This window comes from Mesorhizobium sp. M0106 (genome assembly GCF_040322715.1).
Lineage (GTDB): Bacteria > Pseudomonadota > Alphaproteobacteria > Rhizobiales > Rhizobiaceae > Mesorhizobium.
Map to the genome: position 1 here is coordinate 111,886 of NZ_JAMYUA010000014.1, position 24,010 is coordinate 135,895.

The 24,010-nt window shown below is 62.9% G+C and carries 21 protein-coding genes and 1 pseudogene; all 22 read left to right on the plus strand.

Annotated features, from left to right (window positions below):
- Positions 1-15 precede the first annotated feature (15 nt).
- The 22 genes and pseudogenes from NKJ55_RS16205 (at position 16) to NKJ55_RS16310 (ending at position 23,780) form a co-directional block, all read left to right on the plus strand.
- Complete coding sequence (locus tag NKJ55_RS16205) at positions 16-858, plus strand: SDR family oxidoreductase (RefSeq protein WP_352450805.1); 843 nt, start codon at positions 16-18, stop codon at positions 856-858.
- Positions 858-2,201, plus strand: a complete 1,344-nt coding sequence (locus NKJ55_RS16210; RefSeq protein ID WP_352450774.1) for a cytochrome P450 — start codon at positions 858-860, stop codon at positions 2,199-2,201. The genes NKJ55_RS16205 and NKJ55_RS16210 overlap by 1 nt, the downstream gene beginning before the upstream one ends.
- 154 nt (positions 2,202-2,355) lie before the next feature.
- Complete coding sequence (locus NKJ55_RS16215) at positions 2,356-3,348, plus strand: polyprenyl synthetase family protein (protein ID WP_352450806.1); 993 nt, start codon at positions 2,356-2,358, stop codon at positions 3,346-3,348.
- A 148-nt stretch (positions 3,349-3,496) separates the two neighbouring features.
- Entirely contained in the window at positions 3,497-5,047 is a 1,551-nt protein-coding gene (locus tag NKJ55_RS16220) for a hypothetical protein (RefSeq protein ID WP_352450775.1), read from the plus strand.
- Positions 5,044-5,943 carry a terpene synthase family protein gene (locus tag NKJ55_RS16225; RefSeq protein ID WP_352450776.1) on the plus strand — a complete coding sequence of 300 codons (900 nt, stop codon included), beginning with the start codon at positions 5,044-5,046 and terminating at the stop codon, positions 5,941-5,943. The genes NKJ55_RS16220 and NKJ55_RS16225 overlap by 4 nt, the downstream gene beginning before the upstream one ends.
- A 79-nt stretch (positions 5,944-6,022) precedes the next feature.
- Positions 6,023-7,078 carry a type 2 isopentenyl-diphosphate Delta-isomerase gene (gene fni / locus NKJ55_RS16230; protein WP_352450807.1) on the plus strand — a complete coding sequence of 352 codons (1,056 nt, stop codon included), beginning with the start codon at positions 6,023-6,025 and terminating at the stop codon, positions 7,076-7,078.
- Between the two features lie 593 nt (positions 7,079-7,671).
- Positions 7,672-7,998: a helix-turn-helix domain-containing protein gene (locus NKJ55_RS16235; RefSeq protein ID WP_352450777.1), complete on the plus strand. Its 327-nt coding sequence runs from the start codon at positions 7,672-7,674 to the stop codon at positions 7,996-7,998.
- Entirely contained in the window at positions 7,973-9,229 is a 1,257-nt protein-coding gene (locus tag NKJ55_RS16240) for a type II toxin-antitoxin system HipA family toxin (RefSeq protein WP_352450778.1), read from the plus strand. The genes NKJ55_RS16235 and NKJ55_RS16240 overlap by 26 nt, the downstream gene beginning before the upstream one ends.
- A gap of 488 nt (positions 9,230-9,717) precedes the next feature.
- Positions 9,718-10,611 (plus strand): nitrogenase iron protein, encoded by an 894-nt coding sequence (nifH, locus tag NKJ55_RS16245; protein WP_023801970.1) that lies wholly within the window; start codon positions 9,718-9,720, stop codon positions 10,609-10,611.
- Between the two features lie 98 nt (positions 10,612-10,709).
- Positions 10,710-12,212: a nitrogenase molybdenum-iron protein alpha chain gene (nifD, locus tag NKJ55_RS16250; RefSeq protein WP_352450779.1), complete on the plus strand. Its 1,503-nt coding sequence runs from the start codon at positions 10,710-10,712 to the stop codon at positions 12,210-12,212.
- 128 nt (positions 12,213-12,340) lie between these two features.
- Positions 12,341-13,882: a nitrogenase molybdenum-iron protein subunit beta gene (gene nifK / locus NKJ55_RS16255; RefSeq protein ID WP_352450780.1), complete on the plus strand. Its 1,542-nt coding sequence runs from the start codon at positions 12,341-12,343 to the stop codon at positions 13,880-13,882.
- 63 nt (positions 13,883-13,945) lie between these two features.
- Positions 13,946-15,436 carry a nitrogenase iron-molybdenum cofactor biosynthesis protein NifE gene (gene nifE / locus NKJ55_RS16260; RefSeq protein WP_352450781.1) on the plus strand — a complete coding sequence of 497 codons (1,491 nt, stop codon included), beginning with the start codon at positions 13,946-13,948 and terminating at the stop codon, positions 15,434-15,436.
- 9 nt (positions 15,437-15,445) lie between these two features.
- Positions 15,446-16,828, plus strand: a complete 1,383-nt coding sequence (gene nifN, locus NKJ55_RS16265) for a nitrogenase iron-molybdenum cofactor biosynthesis protein NifN (protein WP_352450782.1) — start codon at positions 15,446-15,448, stop codon at positions 16,826-16,828.
- On the plus strand, positions 16,794-17,291 hold the full coding sequence (gene nifX, locus NKJ55_RS16270; RefSeq protein ID WP_352450784.1) for a nitrogen fixation protein NifX: 498 nt from the start codon (positions 16,794-16,796) through the stop codon (positions 17,289-17,291). Before nifN ends, nifX begins: the two co-directional genes overlap by 35 nt.
- Before the next feature lie 17 nt (positions 17,292-17,308).
- A complete protein-coding gene (locus tag NKJ55_RS16275) occupies positions 17,309-17,788 on the plus strand; it encodes a NifX-associated nitrogen fixation protein (protein ID WP_352450785.1) in 480 nt (159 codons plus the stop codon).
- A 27-nt stretch (positions 17,789-17,815) separates the two neighbouring features.
- Positions 17,816-18,601, plus strand: coding sequence for a response regulator transcription factor (locus NKJ55_RS16280; protein ID WP_352450786.1), 786 nt, complete (start codon positions 17,816-17,818; stop codon positions 18,599-18,601).
- A 107-nt stretch (positions 18,602-18,708) separates the two neighbouring features.
- Positions 18,709-19,596 carry a universal stress protein gene (locus NKJ55_RS16285; protein ID WP_352450787.1) on the plus strand — a complete coding sequence of 296 codons (888 nt, stop codon included), beginning with the start codon at positions 18,709-18,711 and terminating at the stop codon, positions 19,594-19,596.
- Positions 19,597-20,930: 1,334 nt separating this feature from the next.
- On the plus strand, positions 20,931-22,088 hold the full coding sequence (locus NKJ55_RS16290; RefSeq protein WP_352450808.1) for a TlpA disulfide reductase family protein: 1,158 nt from the start codon (positions 20,931-20,933) through the stop codon (positions 22,086-22,088).
- A 318-nt stretch (positions 22,089-22,406) separates the two neighbouring features.
- Positions 22,407-22,884: pseudogene (locus NKJ55_RS16295) on the plus strand (NifX-associated nitrogen fixation protein).
- Between the two features lie 25 nt (positions 22,885-22,909).
- Positions 22,910-23,113, plus strand: coding sequence for a CCE_0567 family metalloprotein (locus tag NKJ55_RS16300; protein ID WP_352450788.1), 204 nt, complete (start codon positions 22,910-22,912; stop codon positions 23,111-23,113).
- A complete protein-coding gene (gene fdxB, locus NKJ55_RS16305) occupies positions 23,110-23,427 on the plus strand; it encodes a ferredoxin III, nif-specific (RefSeq protein WP_352450789.1) in 318 nt (105 codons plus the stop codon). Before NKJ55_RS16300 ends, fdxB begins: the two co-directional genes overlap by 4 nt.
- Before the next feature lie 29 nt (positions 23,428-23,456).
- On the plus strand, positions 23,457-23,780 hold the full coding sequence (locus NKJ55_RS16310; RefSeq protein WP_352450790.1) for an exopolysaccharide production repressor protein: 324 nt from the start codon (positions 23,457-23,459) through the stop codon (positions 23,778-23,780).
- The last annotated feature ends 230 nt before the right edge of the window (positions 23,781-24,010 follow it).

The window sequence follows — 24,010 nt, forward strand, 5'->3', positions numbered from 1 at the left end:
AATTCAGGAGACACGATGGGACGGTTTGAAGGCAAGGTGGCCGTGGTGACCGGCGCCGGCGCCGGCATCGGCAAGGCATGCGCTCTCGCCATCGCGCGCGGGGGCGGCAGAGTGGTGGTGGCCGACATTGATGGCTCGGCGGCCATCGCCTGCACCGCGCAGATCGCGGCCGAAGCAGGCCACGCGCTGCCCATAGCCATGGATATCGCCGATGAGCAGGCGGTGGCAGCGCTGTTCGAGACGGCGGAGCGGCACTTCGGGGGGGTCGACCTGCTGGTGAACAATGCGAGCGCCATGGATCTGACCCCGCGCGACCGCGCGATCCTCGACCTGGACCTGGCAGTCTGGGACCAGACCATGGCGACCAATCTGCGCGGCACGCTGCTCTGCTGCCGGCAGGCCATCCCACGGATGATCGCCCGCGGCGGTGGCGCGATCGTCAACATGTCGTCGTGCCAGGGGCTCAGCGGTGACACGGCGCAGACGTCCTACGCCGCGTCGAAGGCGGCGATGAACATGCTCTCGGCTTCGCTCGCCACCCAATACGGTCATGCGCAGATCCGCTGCAACGCCGTTGCGCCGGGTCTCGTCATAACCGAGCGTCTCCTCGCCAAGCTGGACGAGTGCATGCAACGGCATCTGCGCCGGCACCAGCTCCTGCAGCGCGTCGGCCGCCCCGAGGACGTGGCCGCGCTCGTGGCGTTCCTGCTCTCCGACGATGCTGCGTTTATCACAGGCCAGGTCGTGTGCATCGATGGCGGCATGCTGGCGCATGTGCCGACATACGCCGACGGTGGCAACAGCTGCGCCGCGCGCCCTGCCGGCGACACCGAATCGGCGGCGGCGGCGCGCTGCTGATGGACATGCTGCTCAACCCACTCAACCGTCGGCACCGGCTGCGATGCGACATCCCGGTCATGCCTGGCGCTTTCCCCCTGGTCGGGCATCTTCCCGCCATTGTCTGCGACCTGCCGCGCCTGCTGCAGCGCGCAGAACGGACGCTGGGCAGCCACTTCTGGCTGGATTTCGGCCCTGCTGGACACTTGATGACCTGCGTGGATCCGGATGCGTTCGCACTGCTCCGGCACAAGGACGTGTCTTCGGCGCTGATCGAAGAGATCGCGCCCGAATTGCTTGGCGGAACGTTGGTTGCCCAGGACGGCGGCGCGCACCGGCAGGCGCGTGATGCGATCAAGGCGGCGTTCCTGCCCAAGGGGCTGACCCAGGCCGGCATCGGCGACCTGTTCGCGCCCGTCATCCGGGCGCGGGTGCAGGCGTGGCGCGACCGCGGCGAGGCAACCATCCTGCGCGAAACCGGTGACCTGATGCTCAAGCTCATCTTCAGCCTCATGGGAATCCCCGCGCAGGACCTGCCGGGATGGCATCGCAAGTACCGGCAACTGCTGCAGTTGATCGTCGCGCCCCCGGTCGACCTCCCCGGACTGCCCTTGCGGCGCGGCCGCGCCGCCCGCGACTGGATCGACGCGCAGTTGCGCCAGTTCGTCCGCGACGCGCGGGCGCACGCCGCGCGCACCGGGTTGATCAACGACATGGTGAGCGCCTTCGACCGCAGCGACGATGGGCTCTCCGATGACGTCCTGGTCGCCAATATCCGCTTGCTGCTGCTTGCCGGTCACGACACCACTGCCTCGACGATGGCCTGGATGGTGATCGAGCTGGCGCGGCAGCCTGTGCTGTGGGACGCCCTGGTCGAGGAGGCGCAACGCGTGGGCGCGGTGCCGACCCGGCACGCGGATCTGGCGGAGTGTCCGGTCGCCGAGGCGCTGTTCCGCGAGACGCTGCGCCTGCATCCGGCGACCACGCTCCTGCCGCGTCGCGCCCTGCAGGAATTGCAACTCGGCCAACGGCGCATTCCCGCGGGCACCCATCTGTGCATCCCGCTGCTGCATTTCTCGACCTCGGCGCTGCTGCACGAGGCGCCTGATCAGTTCCGCCTGGCGCGGTGGCTGCAACGCACGGAGCCGATCCGGCCGGTGGACATGCTGCAGTTCGGTACCGGCCCACACGTCTGCATCGGCTACCACCTGGTATGGCTGGAAATGGTGCAGTTCTGCACCGCCTTGGCGCTGACCATGCACCAGGCCGGGGTGCGGCCGCGGTTGCTGAGCGGCGTCGAAAAAGGCCGGCGGTATTACCCGACCGCACATCCGTCCATGGCAATCCGCATAGGCTTCTCATGAGCTGGCATCGCATGCCCCGTGTGGCGAGGCAGCGGCGCCGGCGAGGCGCGGCATTGCTGCACTCAGCGCACGCGCTCGGTGCGACGCCGGCAACACCGCTGCGGCTTGGCGCTCGCTGTGGCCATCTCGTGTCAGGTACAAGGACATGAAAAACATGCAGACCGGTTCCACGCTACACGACGACCGAACTGGCGTTTCCGCGCTCCGCGGATTGGGCGCGCAGGCGCGCGGCGCATCCGGCAGGCTGCTGCCGGAGATCTGGATGCAGGACGGCGCAAAGCGGGTCGAACAGGCGCTGGCGCGTCTTCTCTGCGCCGAAGAGGACGGTGAGACCGAGCTGATGGCGGCGATGCGCTACGCCACCTTGCATGGCGGGAAGCGCACCCGCGCCTTGCTCTGTCTGGCTGCCGGCGCACTGGCCGACACGCCGGCGCACATGCTCGACGACGTCGGCGCCGCCATCGAGATGATGCACGCCTGTACCCTGGTCCACGACGACCTGCCCGCGATGGACGACGACGTGCTTCGCCGCGGCCTTCCGACCGTGCACGTCAAGTTCGGCGAAGCCACTGCGATCCTGGTCGGCGATGCGCTGCAGGCGCACGCCTTCCTGACCCTGGCGAGCCTGGATGCGCCGGGCGACAACCGTATCGCGCTCGTGCGCGAACTGGCGCAGGCCGTGTCCGCCGAGGGTGCCGCAGGCGGGCAGGCCATGGATCTGTCGCTGGTCGGAAAGCACGCCGAGCTGGACAGGATCGTGGCGATGCACCGGATGAAGAGCGGAGCGCTAGTGCGCGCGTCCGTTCGCATGGGCGCGCTATGCTCCATCGCGGAGGATGCCGCGCACGCTGCGCTGTACTGTGCGCTCGATCACTACACCGCCTGTTTCGGGCTGGCGTTGCAGGTGGTCGACGACATTCTCGACGCGACAGCGGATACCGCGACGCTGGGCAAGACCCCCGGCAAGGACGCGGCGGCGCAGAAGCCGACCTGCGCGTCGATCATGGGGCTGCAGGCAGCGCGCCAGTTCGCGCTGGATTTGTTGCGCGACGCCGGGGAAGCCATCGCCCCGCTGGGGCCGCGTGCGGAACGGTTGGCGCAGATACTGCAGCGGGCCAACGGGTATCTGTCCGCGCCCTACGCATGAGCACGCCCGTCCACATGGAGTCGCCCCTGTGCCGCTGCGATCGGCCGGCGGCAGCGGTGCATGCTGCACTGTGCCCGAGTCCGCGGCGATGTGCGCGGCGTCTGCCGATCCTGGTTCTCGTCAACCGTCTGCAGAAGGAACATCCCGCGTGAACGCGCTGTCCGAACAGATCCTTTCCGAATTGCGCCACCTGCTGAGCGAGATGAGCGACGGCGGCAGCGTCGGTCCGTCCGTCTACGACACGGCGCGAGCTCTGCAGTTCCACGGCAACGTCACCGGTCGGCAGGACGCATACGCGTGGCTCATCGCGCAGCAACAGGCCGATGGCGGATGGGGAAGTGCGGACTTCCCGCTGTTCCGCCATGCGCCCACGTGGGCGGCGTTGCTGGCATTGCGGCGTGCCGATCCTGTTCCCGGCGCTGCCGACGCAGTCCAGGCTGCAACCCGGTTCATCGAGCGCCAGCCCGATCCCTATGCGCATGCGGTGCCGGAAGACGCGCCGATCGCCGCGGAGCTGATCCTGCCGCAGCTATCGGGCGAGGCCGCATCCTTGCTGGGCGACGTGGCGTTTCCGCGCCACCCGGCGCTGTTGCCGTTGCGGCAAGCGTGCCTGGTCAAGCTGGGGGCGGTGGCGACGTTGCCGAGCGGCCATCCGTTGCTGCACTCCTGGGAAGCCTGGGGGACCTCGCCGACCACCGCATGCCCGGATGACGACGGCAGCATCGGCATCAGTCCGGCGGCCACTGCCGCGTGGCGTGCGCACGCCGTGACACAGGGAAGCACGCCGCAGGTCGGGCGCGCCGACGCGTATCTGCAGGCGGCATCGCGGGCGACGCGCAGCGGCATCGAAGGTGTCGTTCCCAACGTCTGGCCGATCAATGTGTTCGAGCCATGCTGGTCGCTGTACACCCTGCATCTGGCCGGTCTGTTCGCGCATCCCGCGCTCGCCGAGGCGGTGCAAGTGATCGTCGCGCAGCTCGACGCCCGCCTGGGCGTGCGCGGACTAGGCCCGGCCTTGCACTTCGCGGCCGATGCGGACGACACCGCCGTTGCGATGTGCGTCCTGCGCCTTGCAGGCCGCGACCCGGCGGTCGATGCGTTGCGCCATTTCGAAATCGGCGAGCTGTTCGTCACCTTCCCCGGCGAGCGCAATGCCTCGGTCTCGACCAATATCCATGCCCTGCATGCGTTGCGAATGTTGGGAAAGCCGGCCGCCGGCACCAGCGCCTACGTCGAGGCCAATCGCAACCCGCATGGTCTATGGGACAACGAAAAATGGCACGTTTCGTGGCTGTATCCCACCGCGCATGCGGTCGCTGCGCTGGCGCAAGGCAAGCCCCAGTGGCGCGACGAGCGCGCGCTGGCGGCGCTCATGCAGGCGCAGCGCGACGACGGCGGCTGGGGCGCCGGTCGCGCGTCCACATTCGAGGAAACCGCCTATGCGCTGTTCGCGTTGCACGTGATGGACGGGAGCGAAGAGCCGACAGGGCGCCGGCGCATCGCGCAGGCGGTGGCGCGTGCGCTGGAGTGGATGCTCGCCCGCCATGCGGCGCATGCATGGCCGCAGACGCCGCTGTGGATCGGCAAGGAACTGTATTGCCCCACCCGGGTGGTGCGCGTGGCCGAACTCGCCGGGTTGTGGCTGGCGCTTCGTTGGGGGCGGCGCGTCCTGGCCGAGGGAGCAGGAGCGGCGCCATGATCCAGACCGAACGCGCGCTGCAGCAGGTGCTGGAGTGGGGGCGTTCCCTGACCGGGTTCGCCGACGAGCATGCCGTGGAAGCGGTCAGGGGCGGCCAGTACATCCTGGAGCGCATTCACCCGAGCCTGCGCGACACCAGCGCCCGCACCGGCCGCGATCCGCGGGACGAAACGCTGATCGTGGCGTTCTATCGCGAACTGGCGCTGCTGTTCTGGCTCGACGATTGCAACGACCTTGGCCTAATCGCGCCGGAGCAGCTCGCCGCGGTGGAGCAGGCGCTGGGGCAGGGCGTGCCGTGCGCGCTCCCCGGATTCGAGGGCTGCGCTGTGCTGCGCGCTTCGCTGGCCGCGCTCGCCTACGATCGTCGCGACTATGCTCAGCTTCTCGACGATACCCGGTGCTACTGCGCGGCGCTGCGCGCCGGACACGCGCAGGCGCGGGCGGAACGCTGGTCCTACGCCGAGTACCTGCACAACGGCATCGATTCGATCGCCTACACGAACGTGTTCTGTTGCCTGTCCTTGCTGTGGGGGCTGGACATGGCGACCCTGCGCGCGCGTCCGGCGTTTCGCCAGGTCCTGCGGCTCATCTCCGCGATAGGGCGCTTGCAGAACGATCTGCATGGACGCGAAAAGGACAGGTCGGCCGGCGAGGCCGACAACGCGGCGATCCTGCTGCTGCAGCGCTATCCGGCTATGCCTGTGGTGGAGTTCCTCAACGACGAACTGGCCGGCCATACGCGCATGCTGCACCGGGTGATGGCGGAAGAACGCTTTCCCGCGCCGTGGGGACCGTTGATCGAGGCCATGGCGGCCATCCGCGCGCAGTACTACCAGACCTCGACCAGCCGCTACCGCAGCGACGCTGCGGGGGGAGGCCAGCGTGCGCCGGCCTGAACGCGCGGGAGGCGGGGGCGTGCGCGCGCTGCCGTCGGTCCGATCCGACGCAACGCCGCCGCCCGATGCGACGGACGGAGTGAGCGTGAGCGACACCGCCCTGAGCCGGCGCAAGGACGACCATCTGGACATCGTGCTGGATCGGCGAACGGCGTCGGCCACGGTCGCCGCCGGCTGGGAGTACATCCGTTTCGAACACTGCGCATTGCCCGAGTTGGACCTGACGCAGATCGACCTGCGCGCCTCGCTGCTGGGCAAGACCATGCGCGCGCCGCTGCTGATCAGCTCAATGACCGGCGGCATGCCACGCGCGGAGGCCATCAACCGGCATCTGAGCGAAGCAGCGCAAGCCTTGGGGATCGCGATGTGCGTCGGTTCGCAGCGCGTGAGCCTGCAATCCCGCAACTCCCAGGGGCTGACGCGCGCGCTGCGCCGCCTGGCCCCAGACATTCCCTTGCTGGCCAATATCGGCGCCGCGCAACTGCGCGAGGCCGACGGCCTGGACCTGGCGCGCCGGGCGGTGGATGCGCTGGAGGCCGATGGACTCATCGTCCATCTCAATCCGCTGCAGGAAGCGGTACAGCCGGAGGGCGACCGCGACTGGCGCGGCGTCCTGGCGCAGATCGCTCGCGCTGCGCGCAGCGTGGGCGTGCCGATCGTGGCCAAGGAAGTGGGGTCGGGCCTGTCCGCCTCGGTGGCCTGTGCGCTCGTCGACGCGGGCGTGGCGGTGATCGATGTCGCCGGCGCCGGCGGCACCAGTTGGGCCGCGGTGGAGGGCGAGCGCGCCCGCGATGCCGCCGACCGTGCAGTGGCGATGGCGTTCGCCGATTGGGGGATTCCGGCCCCGGCCAGCGTGCAGGCGGTACGTCGGGCGCTGCCAATGGTGAAGCTGATCGCGTCGGGCGGGATCCGCGACGGCGTCGACGTGGCCAAGGCCATCCGCCTGGGCGCGGACATCGCCGGGCAGGCGGCCGGCGTGCTGCGCGCCGCCACGATATCCACCGAGGCGGTTGTCGCGCATTTCGAGATCGTCATCCGCCAGTTGGCCGTCGCCTGCTTCTGCACCGGCTCGGCTGATCTGGCGGCGTTGCGTCAGGCGCGCTTGTTGCCCTCGGCGCATCCGCCCGCCGGTTGATGCCGGCGTCGCCCGCACGTGGCGGCGGGCGCCTAGTCTTACTGAGTCAAAAAGTCGCGGATGCGGGGGGAATCGCGCTGGTCGCGGGCTTGTTCGGGTGCTGCTTCGTGATCAGGGAGGCACCCCGCCATGCCCGAACGGACAGCCGAGAGTAAAGCGGTATTCGACGGCTATGTCGATGCTTGATCAGGGTGATCGGTCACGCGAACCGCGCTGAGCCCCTGAAAGGGTCCGAACACCAGGTGCGGCGGGAGACCGGCAGGGAGTACATGGTACAAAGCCATTGCAATCAAGGAGTGGCGATCCACATTGACCCCCAGTCAGCGCGGCCGGCCGTATGAACGAGAAGAGACGAGCGATTTCAGCTGCCGGACCGCCTTGATTTAACATTCCGATGATTTCGGAGCGCTGATCGGGCGTCAGTTTCGGACGGTGTCCACTGTCGGGCGGCGCCAAAGGCAGGATGATTGATCTCTTTGCGTATCATCGGGCTGATGGATGATACGCGAACAGATCATAACGTGTTGACTCGATCGCTGGATAAGATACTCTGCCATATCATCTAGCATTGGAATGGATCGTTTACATATCATATGGACTCTCAATCGGAAATTCTACTGGAAATCGGTGGGCTTTTCAGGCAGGCGAGGCTGGCCGCTGCGATGACGCAGGAGCAGGTCGCTGATTTGGCGGGTATATCCCGTCCCCGATATCGCGACATCGAAAAGGGAGCCGCAGCCGCGCGTGCAACAACGCTCATGAATATCGCTCGCGCGCTCGGTCTGGAAATGATGCTGGTTCCACAAGCCATGGTGCCGGCTGTCCAGGCTCTATTGCGCCCGCATGATGATGACGATCGACCCGCCTTTGTTTCTCAACCTGACGATGACGATCATGGCTCCAGTCTTTCGCGCACCTAAGACGATCCCGTCGCTGGACGTGCTCTTAAACGCACTGAAGATCGGCACAATCGTTAGGACGCCGGGCGATTTCAATGCATTCAACTTCAATGAGGCCTACCGCGCGACGGGCGGCTTTCCGGTTTTCAGCCTGTCGTTCCGGGCAGCGACGGGAGGATTGCGGAAAGATCCGAAGCCTCTGGCGGGCGCCTTGCCCGCTTTCTTCGCGAACCTCCTGCCGGAGGAGAAATTGCGCGCGGCGATGGAAAAGCACCACGAAGGCAATGTGCGGCCAGGCAATGATTTCGATCTTTTGGCGGCGCTGGGCGCCGATCTGCCGGGAGCCGTACGGGCGTTGCCCAGTGACGGCGCGATAGCGGTTTCGCAGGATGCTTCAAAGGATAAGCCCAAGGCACGGTTCTCACTTGCCGGCGTGCAGATTAAGCTGTCGGTCATGAAGAACACTGGAAAAGGCGGCGGCCTTACTTTGCCGATGGACGACGAGCAGGGCCGGTATATTGCCAAGTTCCCTTCGACGGCCTTTCTGGGCGTTTCCGAGAACGAATTCGCCAACCTGGCGCTGGCAGCAGCAATCGGCATGGAGGTTCCTGAATGCGAACTGGTCGAGAAGTCCGATTTTGAGGGCGTTCCCGAAGAATTCAATACGCTGTCGGAAGGCAAGGTCCTTCTCGTCAAACGCTTCGATCGCGGCGCCGGTGGCGAGAGGATACACATCGAGGATTTCGCTCAGGTCTTCGGTGTCTACCCCTCGCGCAAATATGAGGGGGCCGCTTATCACGACATAGCCTTGGCTCTTGGTGTGGCCGTCTCGCCTACGGCGGCTCTCGAGTTCGTCCGCCGCCTGGCACTGACCGTCATGACCGGCAATGGCGACATGCACCTGAAGAATTGGTCTTTGATCTATCCGGGTAACGGCGACAAGCCGGCGCTTGCACCAATCTACGACGTCCTGTCCACCGTGCCATATATTCCCGCCGACGCCATGGCGCTGTCGCTTGGAGGAGAGCGCTCGTTTAAGGCGCTAGTAGCACCGCGATGGAAAGCATTTGCGAACCGTGCACGGCTTCCGGAGCCAGCAGTCCTGAAGGCAGTGGTCGAGACAGTCAAACTCGTCAACGAACACTGGTGGCATCTGCCTGAGCGTGATGTCGTCGCAGCGAAAGTGCTCGAGCGGATCGACGAACATGTGAAGGCGATGACGCCGATACTGAACTCCTGTGCCGACAAGTGAGCCGAGTCCCCTCGGGTTGCTGATATAGGGAACCATCCGCCTGTGGCACCGAATGAGTGGCCGCGGACCGATGGTATGCCAGCGTCGCGCGCAAGATTTTGCGCAGTCTCGACGAGGACACGCGAGACGAAGCACGTCGGCTCGCGGGCACAGAAGAGTTCGCAGCATCCCGCAACTAACGTTGATAGGGTCGAGATGCTGTTCGTCCACCTCAACACAACGATGCGGTTCAAACGAATGCGGTGACTGAGGATCGCGATCCGACGCTTTGTGTCGCCATTGTCGGGTCCGCTACACGGTCTGTTCCGACGATCCTTTCTTTGGCCCTCAAGCTAAATCCCTGAAAAGCAACCATGAAATTATTCTTCGGTTCGATCAGCCAAATTGGCACGAGTCTTGAGATCCTTAGGTGCGAGGCGGCTACAGCTGCCCGACCGGCATTCATGTCGCGGCAGCCGCGATGAATGGAACGAAGGAAGGAAAGCTACATGTCAGGTTTGCGTCAGATCGCCTTTTACGGCAAGGGCGGCATCGGCAAGTCCACCACCTCCCAAAATACGCTCGCCGCCCTTGTCGACCTGGGGCAGAGAATCCTCATCGTCGGCTGCGACCCCAAAGCCGACTCCACCCGCCTGATCCTGAACGCGAAGGCGCAGGATACGGTCCTGCACCTCGCGGCAGAGGAAGGTTCGGTGGAAGACCTGGAACTCGCGGACGTGCTCAAGGTCGGCTATAAGGGCATCAAATGCGTGGAGTCGGGCGGCCCTGAGCCGGGTGTCGGCTGCGCCGGCCGCGGCGTGATCACCTCGATCAATTTCCTCGAGGAGAACGGTGCCTACGACGATGTCGACTATGTCTCCTACGACGTGCTCGGGGATGTGGTGTGCGGCGGTTTCGCGATGCCGATCCGCGAGAACAAGGCCCAGGAAATTTATATCGTCATGTCCGGCGAGATGATGGCGCTCTATGCCGCCAACAACATCGCCAAGGGCATCCTGAAATACGCCCATTCGGGCGGCGTGCGGCTCGGCGGCCTGATCTGCAACGAGCGCCAAACCGATCGCGAGCTCGACCTCGCCGAAGCGCTGGCTTCCAGGCTCAATTCCAAGCTTATCCACTTCGTGCCGCGCGACAACATCGTCCAGCACGCCGAGCTCAGGAAGATGTCTGTGATCCAGTATGCGCCGGACTCCAAGCAGGCCGGGGAATACCGGGCGCTGGCCGAGAAGATCCATGCCAATTCGGGCCAGGGCACCATCCCGACCCCGATCACCATGGAGGAGCTCGAGGACATGCTGCTCGACTTCGGCATCATGAAGACCGACGAGCAGATGCTTGCCGAGCTTCAGGTCAAGGAAGCGGCCAAGGCGGCCGCGCAGTAACGACCGCTACTGACTGCGGGCGCGGTCTAACCTGGCGCGCCTTTCAAAGAACGGCGCCTCGTCGGTGAGGCGTCACCCTGAACCTTGAAAGGGGTCCCATGAGCCTGGAATACGAGAATGACGGTGCCCTCCATGCGAAGCTTATCGAGGACGTGCTGTCGCAATATCCTGACAAGGCGGCGAAGCGCCGCAAGAAGCACCTCAGCGTCGCAAAGAGCGGCGACGAGGCTGGCGAGGAAAACGAGGTCCTTTCCGAATGCGAGGTCAAATCGAACATCAAGTCCATCCCCGGGGTGATGACCATTCGCGGCTGCGCCTATGCCGGCTCGAAAGGCGTGGTGTGGGGCCCAGTCAAGGATATGGTCCATATCTCGCACGGCCCGGTCGGCTGCGGGCAATATTCCTGGTCGCAACGCCGAAACTACTACGTCGGCACGACAGGTATCGACACGTTTGTCACGATGCAGTTCACCTCCGATTTCCAGGAGAAGGACATTGTTTTCGGCGGCGACAAGAAGCTGGAACGGATCATCGACGAGATCGAGGAACTGTTTCCGCTGAACAAGGGCATGACTGTGCAATCCGAATGCCCGATCGGCCTGATTGGCGACGACACTGAAGCGGTGTCCCGCAACAAGGCCAAGGAGCACGAAAAGACGATCGTGCCGGTGCGCTGCGAGGGCTTCCGCGGCGTCTCGCAATCACTCGGCCACCACATCGCCAACGACGCGATCCGCGACTGGGTGTTCGAGAAGAAGGAGGTCGAGTTCGAGGCCGGCCCGTACGATGTCAATGTGATCGGCGACTATAATATCGGCGGCGACGCCTGGGCTTCGCGCATCCTGCTCGAGGAGATGGGCCTGCGCGTGGTCGGCAACTGGTCGGGCGACGCTACGCTGGCCGAAATAGAGCGAGCGCCAAAGGCCAAGCTCAATCTCATCCATTGCTACAGGTCGATGAACTACATCTGCCGGCACATGGAGGAAAAGTATGGCATCGACTGGATGGAGTATAATTTCTTCGGCCCCTCCCAGACCGAAGCCTCTCTGCGCAAGATAGCCAAGCATTTCGGGCCGGAAATCGAGGCCAAGGCCGAGGCGGTCATCGCCAAATACCGGCCGTTGGTCGATGCCGTCATCGCCAAGTACCGGCCGCGCCTCGAAGGCAGGACGGTGATGCTCTATGTCGGCGGGCTGCGCCCCCGTCACGTCGTCACGGCATATGAGGATCTGGGCATGGTGATCGTCGGCACTGGCTATGAATTTGGCCATAACGACGACTATCAGCGCACTGGCCACTACGTGAAGAAGGGCACGCTGATTTATGACGACGTGACTGGTTACGAGCTGGAGAAGTTCATCGAGGGGATCCGTCCTGATCTCGTGGGCTCCGGCATCAAAGAAAAGTACCCGGTCCAGAAGATGGGCATACCGTTCCGTCAAATGCATTCCTGGGATTATTCCGGCCCGTATCACGGCTACGACGGCTTCGCCATCTTCGCCCGCGACATGGATCTGGCCATCAACAACCCGGTCTGGAACCTCTACGACGCCCCCTGGAAGAAAAAAGCCGAGCCGTCGGCGGCGATCGCAGCCGAATGAAAATCTGGCCTCCCGGAAGCCGGGAGGCCGTTGAACGCCTGTGGCCGTTTGTCCGCGGGAGACCTGAAACGTTTCGACGTCCCTGTGCCGCCGTATGGCGCGGCCAGATGGAGAAGAGGTAACCACCCATGCCGCAGTCGGCTGAAAAAGTTCTCGACCACGCGCCCCTGTTCCGCGAGCCGGAATACAGGCAGATGCTCGCCGAGAAGAGGCTGAATTTCGAATGTCCTCACCCGGACCAGATCGTTACCGACCAACGCGAATTCACCAAGACGTGGGAATACCGCGAAAAGAACCTCGCTCGCGAAGCGCTTGTGGTGAACCCCGCCAAGGCCTGCCAGCCGCTCGGCGCGGTCTTCGCGGCCGCGGGCTTCGAGCGAACCATGTCCTTCGTCCACGGCAGCCAGGGCTGCGTGGCCTATTACCGCTCGCACCTGTCGCGCCATTTCAAGGAGCCTGCTTCGGCAGTTTCCTCCTCGATGACCGAGGACGCGGCAGTGTTCGGTGGCCTGAAGAACATGGTCGACGGGCTCGCCAACACGTACCAACTCTACGACCCGAAGATGATCGCCGTCTCGACCACTTGTATGGCGGAGGTCATTGGCGACGACCTGCACAGCTTCATCGAGAATGCCAAGGACCAAGGCTCGGTCCCACGCGATTTCCACGTGCCTTTCGCCCACACGCCGGCCTTCGTCGGCAGCCATGTCGACGGCTACGACGTCACGGTCAAGGGCATTTTGGAGCATTTCTGGAAAGGCGAGGAGCGCACGGAAGCCGATGGCACCATCAACATCATTCCGGGCTTCGACGGCTTCTGTGTCGGCAACAACCGGGAACTCAAGCGCCTGCTCGATCTGATAGGCGTGTCCTATACTTTCATCCAAGACGCCTCTGACCAGTTCGACACCCCGTCGGACGGCGAATACCGCATGTACGACGGCGGCACGAAGATCGAAGACGTGAGGAAGGCACTCAACGCCGAGGCGACACTTTCGCTACAGCGTTACAACACCCGAAAAACACTGGAGTATTGCGAGGGGGTAGGGCAGGCGACTGCCTCGTTCCATTACCCGCTCGGAGTCCAGGCGACCGACGACTTCCTGATGGAGGTCTCCGCGATTTCCGGCAAGCAAATCCCCGAGGCAATCCGCCTGGAGCGCGGCCGACTTGTTGACGCCATGGCGGACAGCCAATCCTGGCTGCACGGCAAGAAATACGCCATCTACGGTGATCCGGACTTTGTCTACGCCATGGCCCGCTTCATCATGGAGACGGGCGGCGAGCCGACCCATTGCCTCGCCACCAACGGCACCTCGGCATGGGAAGCGGAGTTGAAGGAGCTGCTTGCATCATCGCCCTTCGGCAAGGGTGCTCAAGTCTGGGCGGGCAAGGACCTCTGGGCGATGCGCTCGCTGCTCTTCACCGAGCCGGTGGACCTGCTGATCGGCAACTCCTACGGCAAGTATCTGGAGCGCGACACGGCCACGCCGCTGATCCGGCTGACGTTTCCGATCTTCGACCGCCACCATCACCATCGCTTTGCGCTCATGGGCTACCAAGGCGGATTGCGCGTCCTGACAACGATCCTCGACAAGATCTTCGACAAGCTCGATCGCGAGACAAGCGAGACGGGCGTAACGGACTATTCGTATGACCTGACCCGCTAAGCGTGGCGGCCGGCTCTTCGGTGAAGCCGGTCGTCTTCCCCATGGACTTTGGAGATCGACGCAATGTCCTCGCTCAGTGCCAAGATCCAGGATGTCTTCAACGAGCCTGCCTGCGAGAAGAACCGCGGCAAGGATGCCAAGTCGCGCAAGGAGGGCTGTTCGAAGCCATTGACCCCCGGGGCGGCGGCCGGCGGCTGTGCCTTCGATGGCGCCAAGATCGTGCTGCAGCCGATCACCGACGTTGCGCACCTGATCCATGCGCCGCTCGCCTGCGAGGGTAATTCCTGGGACAACCGCGGTGCGGCTTCGTCCGGGCCAACGCTGTGGCGCACGAGCTTCACGACCGACCTCACTGAACTCGACGTGGTAATGGGGCAGGGCGAGCGGAAGCTTTTCAAAGCGATCCGCGAGATCAAGGAAGCGCATAGGCCGCCGGCTATCTTCGTCTATGCGACCTGTGTGACGGCGCTGATCGGCGATGATATCGAGGCCGTCTGCAAGCGCGCGGCGGAAAAGTTCGGCCTGCCGGTGGTGCCGGTCAATGCGCCGGGCTTCGTCGGCTCCAAGAACTTTGGCAACAAGCTTGCCGGCGAGGCGTTGCTCGATCATGTCATCGGCACGGTGGAGCCCGAAGATGCCGGCCCTTACGACATCAATTTCCTTGGCGAATTCAACCTCTCGGGCGAATTTTGGCTGGTAAAGCCGCTGCTGGATCGGCTCGGGATCCGGGTGCGCGCCTGCATTCCGGGTGACGCGCGTTACTTCGACATTGCCTGCGCGCACCGCGCCCGGGCGGCTATGATGGTGTGCTCGACCGCGCTCATCAATCTCGCCCGCAAGATGGAGCAGCGCTGGGACATCCCGTTTTTCGAGGGCTCCTTCTACGGCATCACCGACACCTCTGAAGCGCTCCGACAGATATCTCAGCTGCTCGTGAAGAAGGGTGCCGATCCGGAGATCCTCGGCCGCACCGAGGCATTGATTGCAGAGGAGGAGGCGATCGCCTGGAAGAAGCTCGCCGCCTACCGGCCGAGGCTCGAAGGCAAGCGCGTGCTGCTCAACACCGGCGGTGTGAAGTCCTGGTCGGTCGTCCATGCGCTGATGGAGATCGGCATCGAGATCGTCGGCACCTCTGTCAAGAAGTCGACCTTCGAAGACAAGGAGCGCATCAAGCAGATCCTCAAGGACGACAACCACATGTTCCAGCAGATGGCGCCGCGCGAGCTTTACGCCATGCTCTCAGCACACAAGGCCGATATCATGCTGTCGGGCGGGCGCACGCAGTTCATCGCGCTGAAGGCCAAGACACCCTGGCTCGATATCAACCAGGAGCGCCAACATCCTTACGCCGGCTATGACGGCATGGTGGAACTCGTACGCCAGATCGACCTCGCCATTCATAACCCGATCTGGCGCCAGGTGCGGGAGCCGGCACCATGGGATTGCCAGCCTGAGGTGAGGGAGGAACTGCCGCGCACGAAAAGCGAGACCGCGACCTTGCATGCTGTCCAGGAATTCGCCAGCACGATGGCCGACGATTTCGGCGAGTGTTGAGGAAAGCCGATGGTCCGTATCCTTCCCCAGACCAAAGCGGCGGCGGTCAATCCGCTGAAGTCATCGCAGCCGTTGGGTGCCGCCTTCGCCTTCCTTGGCGTCGACGGCGCGATGCCGTTGTTCCACGGCACCCAGGGGTGCACCAGCTTCGCGCTCGTGCTCTTCGTGCGGCATTTCAAGGAAGCCATCCCCTTGCAGACAACGGCGATGGACGAGGTGGCGACGATCCTCGGCGGGGCAGAGCATCTGGAAGACGCGATCCTCAACCTCAAGGCCCGCACAAAGCCAACGCTGATCGGGGTCTGCACGACGGCGCTGGTGGAAACCCGGGGCGAAGACTGCGCAGGAGATATCGCCAGTATCAGGCTGAAGCGCACGGAAGAACTCGCGGGTACGGAGGTGGTGCTAGCCAACACACCGGATTTCGGCGGCGCGATCGAAGAGGGCTGGGCCAAGGCTGTCACCGCGATGATCGAAAGGATTACGCGGCCCGGCGAGCAGGCGCGGCAGTCGAAGAAGATCGTGATCCTGCCTGGCTGGAACCTCACTGTGGCTGATATCGAGCATTTGCGTGAAATGATTGAAAGCTTTGGACTGAAGCCCGTGATTCTGCCGGACGTCTCCGGCTCGCTCGACGGTACGGTGCCCGACCGCTGGATCACGACCACCTACGGCGGCACCAGCATCGAGGATATCCGCGAGCTTGGCACGGCCGAGCAATGCATCGTCATCGGTGAGCATATGCGCCGCCCGGCCGAGCTGCTTCAGAGGTTGACCGGCGTGCCTTACGTGCTGTTCCGGTCGCTGACTGGATTGAAGGACGCCGACCGGTTCGTCTCTCTGCTGTCCGCGGTTTCGGGCGCGGCGGCGCCGGCTGGGGTGCGCCGTCGCCGGGCGCAGTTGCAGGACGCGTTGCTCGACGGACATTTCCACTTTGGAGGCAAGAAAATTGCGATCGCTGCTGAACCAGACCAACTCTACCAACTCGCGAGCTTCTTCATCGGCATGGGCTCCGAAATCGCGGCGGCGGTCACCACGACCGACATGTCGAAAATTTTGGAGGAAGTACCGGCGCAGTCGGTTCAAATCGGCGATCTCGGCGATTTGGAAGCTCTTGGTGCCAGCGCTGATCTTCTCGTCACCCATTCCCACGGCCGCCAGGCGGCGCAGCGCCTCGGCATTCCGCTCATGCGGGTCGGCTTCCCGATCTTCGACCGGCTCGGCAGCCAGCACAAGCTCACAATCCTCTATCAGGGGACCCGCGACCTGATCTTCGAGGTTGCCAACATCTTTGAAGCCAACCGGCACGCGCCGACGCCTGAGGCGCTTGATCCACTCCGTAAGCGAGAAATGCCAGATGAGCTCCGTTCGTCGCCTCTCGCTCGTCACTGACGAGGTTCACGCACCGACGCCGGAACGCCAAGCCGGCGCATTGCGCGTGGCGATCGCCACGCAGGACATGAAGAACCTCAACGCCCATTTCGGTTCGGCTAGGCGCTTTGCTGTCTACGACGTGATGCGCGAGGAGTGGAAGCTCGTCGAGGCCGTGGCCTTCGATGACGTTTCGGACGAGAGCGGGAAGCACCCAACTGAGGGCGATGACCGCATCACCCCGAAGGTGGAGGCGCTGAAGGGATGTCATCTCCTGTTTTGTCTGGCGATCGGCGGACCTTCGGCAGCCAAGGTTGTTTCGGCAAAAATTCATCCGATCAAAGTGCCGCAGCCCCAAACCATCCAAGAGGTGCTGTTGCGCACGCAGATGATGCTCAGGACGTGTCCTCCCCCTTGGCTGCGCAAAGTGCTGGCGCAGGCAGGTGTCGCCGAACAGAAACCGTCCTTCGAGGACGAGGACTGAAATGAGGAGTGGGCGAAATGTCTGACGCCGTGGTTAGCCCTGCTGTCCCCGAAGACGAGGCGGCCCTTGCCACCCCGTTCGTCAAATGCCTCGTGCGGCTGGTCCGGGCTCATGATTCCCACGGGTCTTGGGAAGGGAAATCGGACGCCGAGCTGCTGGGCGACTTCATCATCACCAGGGAACAGCGCCGTGCGATCCCGATCATCGGCGATCCCGATCCGGACGTGCTGTGGAGGCTCGAGATGTTTTACACCGCCGTCGGGCTTGCGATCGAGGAGCGTTCCGGCCTGATGGCATCGCCAATGATGGAGATAAGCCATGAGGGCTTTGGGCGCGTGCTTCTCACGGCCGGGCGGTTGGTCGTTCTATCGAAGACCCTGCGCGACGTCCACCGGTTCGGCTTCGAGACGTTCTGGAAACTCGCCGCGGCCGGTACGAAACTGGCCGGCGATGCGACCGCAGCTATTGAGGCTCATCCCGAGGTGGCGCGGGCGTGATGGAACCGATTTTCGATCAACGGGATCGTGTCAGGCCTTGAGGACATGCGATGGCCAGCCCTCTCAATCGAGGCGATCGAGGCCGATGTGGTTCTTGGGGCAGCGCTGATGAAGCCACTGGTCCTGATCTGTTCGCAGGATCCGGAGTTCTATCTGGTCCACAGCCACATTCTGGAGGTGGATGGCTTCACGATTCAACTGGCCGGCGGCGTGGAGGAGGCGCTTGCATTGGCCAGTGAACGGGAGCCGAAGGCCGTGGTGCTGGACTGCCAGCCAACAAGCGCGACAGGCTCCACAATCTGCGCCCGGCTCAAGGGGGAGCCCCGGACCGGCGGCCTGCCCGTTATTGCCCTGATCGCGCCCGGCGCCGAGAACCAGCACCTCGATCTCTGGAAGGCAGGCATTGACGAGAGCTTTGTGCGGCCCTTCGCGCCGGCCAAGCTGCTTGACTGTCTACGGATGAAGCTGGCGCTGCCAAAGCCGGGTTCGAACGGGATCGAAAACGGCGGCTGGATCTCCTGTGGCGACCTTGAGATAAGGCTCGATGCCCACCGGGTTCGGGGTAATGGCCACGAAGTCCACCTTGGGCCGATCGAGTTCAACCTGCTGCGGCTTTTGCTTGAGACTCCCGGCAAGGTCTTCACCAGAGACGAGCTGATCAGCGCGGCCTGGCCGCCCAATATCCATGTCGGTGTACGCACCGTGGATGTCCATATCAGCCGGCTCAGAAAGGCGCTGAAGGCGGCCTCCCCCTCCAGCGTCATTCGTACCGTCAGGTCGGCCGGCTACTCGCTCGAGTGGCCGGACGGCTGAATAGATAACCGATGTGGTGCCACTCCGCATTTCCGCCGTGCTGAGGGCAAGTCTTGCGGCTTCGAAACGCGCCGGCAGGTACGACATATTCAGAAAGAAGCAGTCAAATGGCTTTCAGAAGCGTACTCAGTGTGACGGGAGCTGACCACTCCGATCAGGATGTCAGAACAGCTGCCAGCTTGTGTGCCGAAGTCGGCGCGTATCTTTCCGTACTGGTGATGTCGCCTCCGCCGCTCATTATGCCTTCTCCGCTGCTCGGCGATGGCATCCCCGAGTGGCCTGGACAACGCGCACAGGCCATCGCCAGACTGGACAAACGGTTTAGGCAGATCGAAAGATTTTCACAGGACACGGCCAGTCTGGAAAAAACATCCAGGGAAATTCACAAACTGCTGAGAGCCACGTGGCGGTGCTATGATGTCGATATTGCCAACTGCGATCAGGCCAGCATCGGTGACGCGGTGCGACAGCGGGCGCTCTGCAACGATCTGACAATCGTCGGCCCCGCACTTCTCAACGACATTAGCGTCGGTCCCCTTGTTATCAACGGCAGCCTATTCGACACCGGAAAGCCGGTGCTTGTCGTGCCGGAGGGCGCTGAGGCGACTCTGTCTCCACGGCGCGTGCTGGTCGGCTGGGATTCGCGAGTCGAGGCGTCCCGTGCGGTTCGGGAAGCGCTGGATCTGCTAGCCGGTGCTGAGGAAGTTCGTGTCGCCCTCGTCGATCCGGAGGCGACCTGCACCGGAAACGATACCGAGCCAGGAGCCGATATCGCTGCCTATCTCACTCGGCACGGTGCTCGGGTCTCGGTTGACCTGCTGGCGAGCGCCGGAAAATCGGCAGCCACGGTGCTCGCGCAGCATGCAATCGACACGTCTGCCGACATGATAGTCATGGGCGCTTATGGCAACCGCAGGCTACGTGAGCGACTCTTCGGCGGCGTGACGAGATGGATAGTTGGGAAGCCGTCATTGCCGTTGTTTTTGGCTCGATGACGGGTTCCAAGCAAGCACCGACGCTGTTCGAAGCTCTACCCCCCCCTGGTCACCTATCCTGATGCCAAGTCGGAGGAAGATCGCGCAAAGCGCAACTTTCGCGAAGCTCGAATCTGCAAGCGCCGTCGCCGAGACATCCCGGACCTCTCTAACGCGCGCTCGGGGGTTCTCCTCGCCCGAGATGATCCGTAACGCGGAGCCCAAAGGCCGCGCAGAGGTACAGGCGCTCCTCAATGCACTCAAAACCACCGCTTCAGGTCGGCGTCAGGTCGAGAAAGAGAGTCGCTTCAGCGCGGCAGGCCGCGTTCGGACCGTAGCCCGCATCGTATTGGCGTTATCACGATTTCCCTCACACTGGCCGGGAGCTGACCACCGCAACGAGTGGCCAAGGCACCGACCTTCGAGTCGGGACGGCCGGGCTCTTGCCCACGTCGGCGCGAACGATGGCATCAATCGCCTTGTCATCTTTGGGATGGTAGCCCGGGTTAGTGGCGGACAGCCGCATCTCCCGCGTTTCCCGTTGGTCCTGCCCAACCTGCGTGGCGACCGAGCGGTCTTTGGGTTTGCAATTCCGCCAACGCTCACATCCGCACGAAGCGGTCCCTGCAGCGCCTGAGCACAGGGAACACAGAAAATATCGGCACAAAGCAGGAACCCCGGAGAGTTCACCGGCCGGCACAGGCCGGCACTCATCCGGCCTTTTTCGCCGCGACATCATCATCGATCTGAAAATGGCGGTATTGGCGAGCTACAGCTGGACCTGCTTCGGTCGCGAAGAACTCCCATGACGCCAGCCCAGGAATTCAATCCAAGGCGGGCGAGGGGGCACAGGCCGCGCTCGGATGGAGCGGCCCCTTGCAATCGCAAATGGCGAGATCGCTACCGCCTCCGGACCGGAACGGCAAGACGCTCAAGCCGGTGGCGTGAAGCGGACGATCATGACGAGCCTGACGACGTCCATCGGCCTCGTCCCTCGGCCCGAATGCATATTGAGTCGTCCGCGCCACGCTTTTCTGCCGACGCGAAGCGCGTGATGCTTGTCCAAAACCTGACAGCGGCAGAAAACATGTCGCGTCCAATACAACCGGCTATCTTGGGCACCCCGAAAGTTTTTTAAAGTATAAGGCGTTTAGTGCGCGCTGAGCGCGTTGGCACGGCCTTTGCGAATTGAGATTCAGCAACACTGAGTGAAGGCTGACTGCACGCAGATGCGCAAGACGAGCGATGCTCTCCATTCCTTGAACCCTCGTGCCCCGTCTCAAAGGGGGAACAAGCTTGCGCATAAGGTCACGCAACTTTTGGCAACAGCTTTGGAGACAACATGGTACTTGCAGATGGGGTCACCGGCTCCTTCGATCAAAATGGAGGACTGGCTGCGTGGCGAGCCCCTTGCGAACTTCCAGCCCGGCAAAGTCTATATCGTCGAATTTTGGGCAACTTGGTGCGAACTATGCATGGCGGAGATGCTCGATCTGATGCGGCTCCAGGAAAAATACAGGGACAGCGGACTTGAGGTCGTCGGCGTCGCGGCTAATGAAGACGCTCCAACGGCCGTTGAGGCTCGCACCAAGTTGGACGCGTGGTTGACCGAAAAGTGCTCGCATCTGAGCTATCGGATCGCGTTCGACCACACAGGTGAAATGAACAAGCTTTGGATGAAACCCAGCTTTTCCGCCGGGATTCCGACTTCGTACGTGGTCGACCGAGACGGCCAGATCGCCTTTATCGGTCATCCAAGCCAACTCGATGAGGTTTTGCCGGAAGTGCTCAACGGCAGCTGGCGCACCAGCGACAAAGCGAAAGCCGCCGATACGGAGCGGATCGCCACAAGCGAACCCATGGCGCGCCAACAAGCGTTGAAGAAGCCGATCGATGACAGATTCTGGGCGGCGGTGAAGTTAGAAGATTGGAAGACGGCGCTCTGGGCGATCGAAGAAGGCATCGCCTTGATGCCGGACGACATCAATTTCCGCCTGGCTCATGCGCATCTGTTGCTTCACAAAATACAAGACATGTGGACCGGCTTGCCCGTGATGCGCGAATTCGTGCGCGACGCGATCGACAAGAACTCCCAGGATTGGATGGTTTCGGCGCTAGACCAGCTTTTCCATCCGGCCAATGACCATTCGCGCCTTCCCCCCGCTGAGCGCTTCGCGATGGGCAAGGAGCTGTCCGAACGCATTCTGGCACTGAATCCCCCGCAAGGCGACAGCCCTAAGTTCCGGTCTTATTCCGCGGTCGCCCGGTACTATTACGAGAACGGCAACAACGATCGCGCGATCGAGTTGGTCGAACTGGCACTGCAGTCGCTGGACGGTCCGGAGCCTGTCCCGGACGAATTGAAAGAGCACCTTCTACCGGATTTGCTGCAGGCCCTCGCCACCTACAGGGGTGTGAAGGTTTGTTACGGCGCTCTCTGTGCGGCTCCGCAAAACAATTTCCCGAACGTGCCAAAGCGCGGTCGGCCGAGGAGAAAAAACAAAAAGGGTTGATTGGTCGAAATGGATTACTGGCCAATTCGTCCATTTCCCTGGTGTGGCCGCAGCAAGGAGGGTCCATGCAGCACTTGGTCGATTGTTTGCAGCAGGATCGAGGCTCGAATCTTCATGACCTGTGGCCGCATTGCGGCGGAAATAATGTTCGACGCGAGTTCGCGTGGAAGACCTCGCAGTCGAGGAGGTGTTCAAGGTCGGCCACGGGGACATCAATTGCGTGGAATGGGCCGCCCCGAGCCGGGCGTCGGCTGCGCAAGGGTGCCCGAAGTAGGCGTCCCCGAAAACAGGCAGCGTGCTTCGAGGAAGAGGACTGAAATTGAGGAGAAGGCGAAATGTCTGATACCGCGATCTGCCGAGAACGAGGCGGCGCTTGCCACGCCTTTTGTCAGATGCCTCGTGCGGCTGATCCGTGCTCAAGACTCCTACGGCTCGTGGGAAGGCAAATCGGACGCCACGTTGCTGGCCGACTTCATCGTCACCAGAAAACAGCGCCCTGGGATGCCTGTCATCGATGATCCCGATCCTGACGTGCTGTGGAGGCTCGACATGTTCTAAACCGCCGTCGGGATCGCGATCGAGGAGCGCTCCGGCCTGATGACATCGGCAATGATGGAGATGAAATTCACGAGGACTTGGGGCCGCATGCTTTCCACGGCCGGGCAGTTGGTCGTTCTGGCAAGACGTTCATCGGTTCGGCTTCGAGATGCTCCGGAAACTGGCTGAGGCCGGTGCGAAACTGATCGACGATGCGACCGCAGCCACTGAAGCCGGTCCCGGTGTGGCGCCGTCGTGATGAAACCGATTTCAAGGAAGGGTTTATGTCAAAGCTAGATGAAATGGGGAAGAAAGTCCGAAAGCTTCAGCTGCGCGCAGCAGTCGCCAAGATGAAATTGCGCGACCTTGCAGAGGATCTCCCGGGAAAATGGACGGAGATAGAGGACGTTGCCAAGGAAACGTCCGCCGTTTTTGCCGAGTTGGATGGTGCCAAGAGAGAGCTCGCTGCAATGAAGAATTTACGATGAGGAGCACATTCACCACCCGCGATGGCTCCGGATGGGTGCCGGAATATCTCACCGCTATAGACGGTACGACCTGCATCGGCTGCGGCCGCTGTTTCAAAGTCTGCTCGCGCGAGGTCATGCATCTTTACGGCGTCGATGACGCGGGTGAAATCCTCGGCGCCTGCGACGGCGAAGACGACGATTTCGACGGCGAGCTCAATCGCATGATCATGGTCGTCGACCATGCCGGCCGCTGCATTGGCTGCGGAGCCTGCGGCCGCGTCTGCCCGAAGAACTGCCAGACCCATGTTGCGGCCGACCAGGTCGCAGCATGATCTGAGGAGACAAAACCAGGAGAACGGCGTTGCGCATAAAAATCTTTTGTCGCGTCCTGGGGCTGGTGCTGTGCAGCAACGCTGTGATTGTCTACTTCGCTTCTCATTCCATCCGCACAGTAGTCGTCACGACGCTGGCTTGTTCCTTGCTCCTTCAGTTGGCCTATTTCGCAAGCGTGCTCTTTCTGATCTGGTGGTCTGGCTGCGTTAGCCGAGCTGGCCAAAGGGCTGCGCGTTTCGACAGTTGCAAGGAAGTTGGATCCGAGCCGCCAGACCTTGATGAGGTGACGAATGAATCCGCAGATTTGCTCCAGCGCGATCAAATGTTGGCCATATCGCTGGTGCTGCCTTGAGGCGCGGCCGCGACAAAATCAGAGTTCGGATTCCCGCCACTTTCGATGAACCACGAACCTTGGGCTGATCGTGAAGAATAGGTGTGATTGAGGTGACCGCATCCCGGGACGTCTAATGGCGCGACAGGCAGCTATTTGGGTTCCGTAGGCATGAGAGCCATCGCAGCACGCCGGGATGCGGGCTGCTTCGTCTCCGTGCGAGGCGCTGGAAATTATGATGAGGCTCTTCT

What these genes read in the sequence shown, in the direction of transcription:
- NKJ55_RS16285 (WP_352450787.1), top strand. Translation starts at nt 18,709, where the DNA reads ATGGCTTTCAGAAGCGTACTCAGTGTGACGGGAGCTGACCACTCCGAT.
- NKJ55_RS16290 (WP_352450808.1), top strand. Translation starts at nt 20,931, where the DNA reads ATGGGGTCACCGGCTCCTTCGATCAAAATGGAGGACTGGCTGCGTGGC.
- NKJ55_RS16235 (WP_352450777.1), top strand. Translation starts at nt 7,672, where the DNA reads ATGGACTCTCAATCGGAAATTCTACTGGAAATCGGTGGGCTTTTCAGG.
- nifD (WP_352450779.1), top strand. Translation starts at nt 10,710, where the DNA reads ATGAGCCTGGAATACGAGAATGACGGTGCCCTCCATGCGAAGCTTATC.
- NKJ55_RS16215 (WP_352450806.1), top strand. Translation starts at nt 2,356, where the DNA reads ATGCAGACCGGTTCCACGCTACACGACGACCGAACTGGCGTTTCCGCG.
- NKJ55_RS16205 (WP_352450805.1), top strand. Translation starts at nt 16, where the DNA reads ATGGGACGGTTTGAAGGCAAGGTGGCCGTGGTGACCGGCGCCGGCGCC.
- nifH (WP_023801970.1), top strand. Translation starts at nt 9,718, where the DNA reads ATGTCAGGTTTGCGTCAGATCGCCTTTTACGGCAAGGGCGGCATCGGC.
- NKJ55_RS16275 (WP_352450785.1), top strand. Translation starts at nt 17,309, where the DNA reads ATGTCTGACGCCGTGGTTAGCCCTGCTGTCCCCGAAGACGAGGCGGCC.
- nifN (WP_352450782.1), top strand. Translation starts at nt 15,446, where the DNA reads ATGGTCCGTATCCTTCCCCAGACCAAAGCGGCGGCGGTCAATCCGCTG.
- nifX (WP_352450784.1), top strand. Translation starts at nt 16,794, where the DNA reads ATGAGCTCCGTTCGTCGCCTCTCGCTCGTCACTGACGAGGTTCACGCA.
- NKJ55_RS16240 (WP_352450778.1), top strand. Translation starts at nt 7,973, where the DNA reads ATGGCTCCAGTCTTTCGCGCACCTAAGACGATCCCGTCGCTGGACGTG.
- nifK (WP_352450780.1), top strand. Translation starts at nt 12,341, where the DNA reads ATGCCGCAGTCGGCTGAAAAAGTTCTCGACCACGCGCCCCTGTTCCGC.
- nifE (WP_352450781.1), top strand. Translation starts at nt 13,946, where the DNA reads ATGTCCTCGCTCAGTGCCAAGATCCAGGATGTCTTCAACGAGCCTGCC.
- fdxB (WP_352450789.1), top strand. Translation starts at nt 23,110, where the DNA reads ATGAGGAGCACATTCACCACCCGCGATGGCTCCGGATGGGTGCCGGAA.
- NKJ55_RS16225 (WP_352450776.1), top strand. Translation starts at nt 5,044, where the DNA reads ATGATCCAGACCGAACGCGCGCTGCAGCAGGTGCTGGAGTGGGGGCGT.
- NKJ55_RS16300 (WP_352450788.1), top strand. Translation starts at nt 22,910, where the DNA reads ATGTCAAAGCTAGATGAAATGGGGAAGAAAGTCCGAAAGCTTCAGCTG.
- NKJ55_RS16210 (WP_352450774.1), top strand. Translation starts at nt 858, where the DNA reads ATGGACATGCTGCTCAACCCACTCAACCGTCGGCACCGGCTGCGATGC.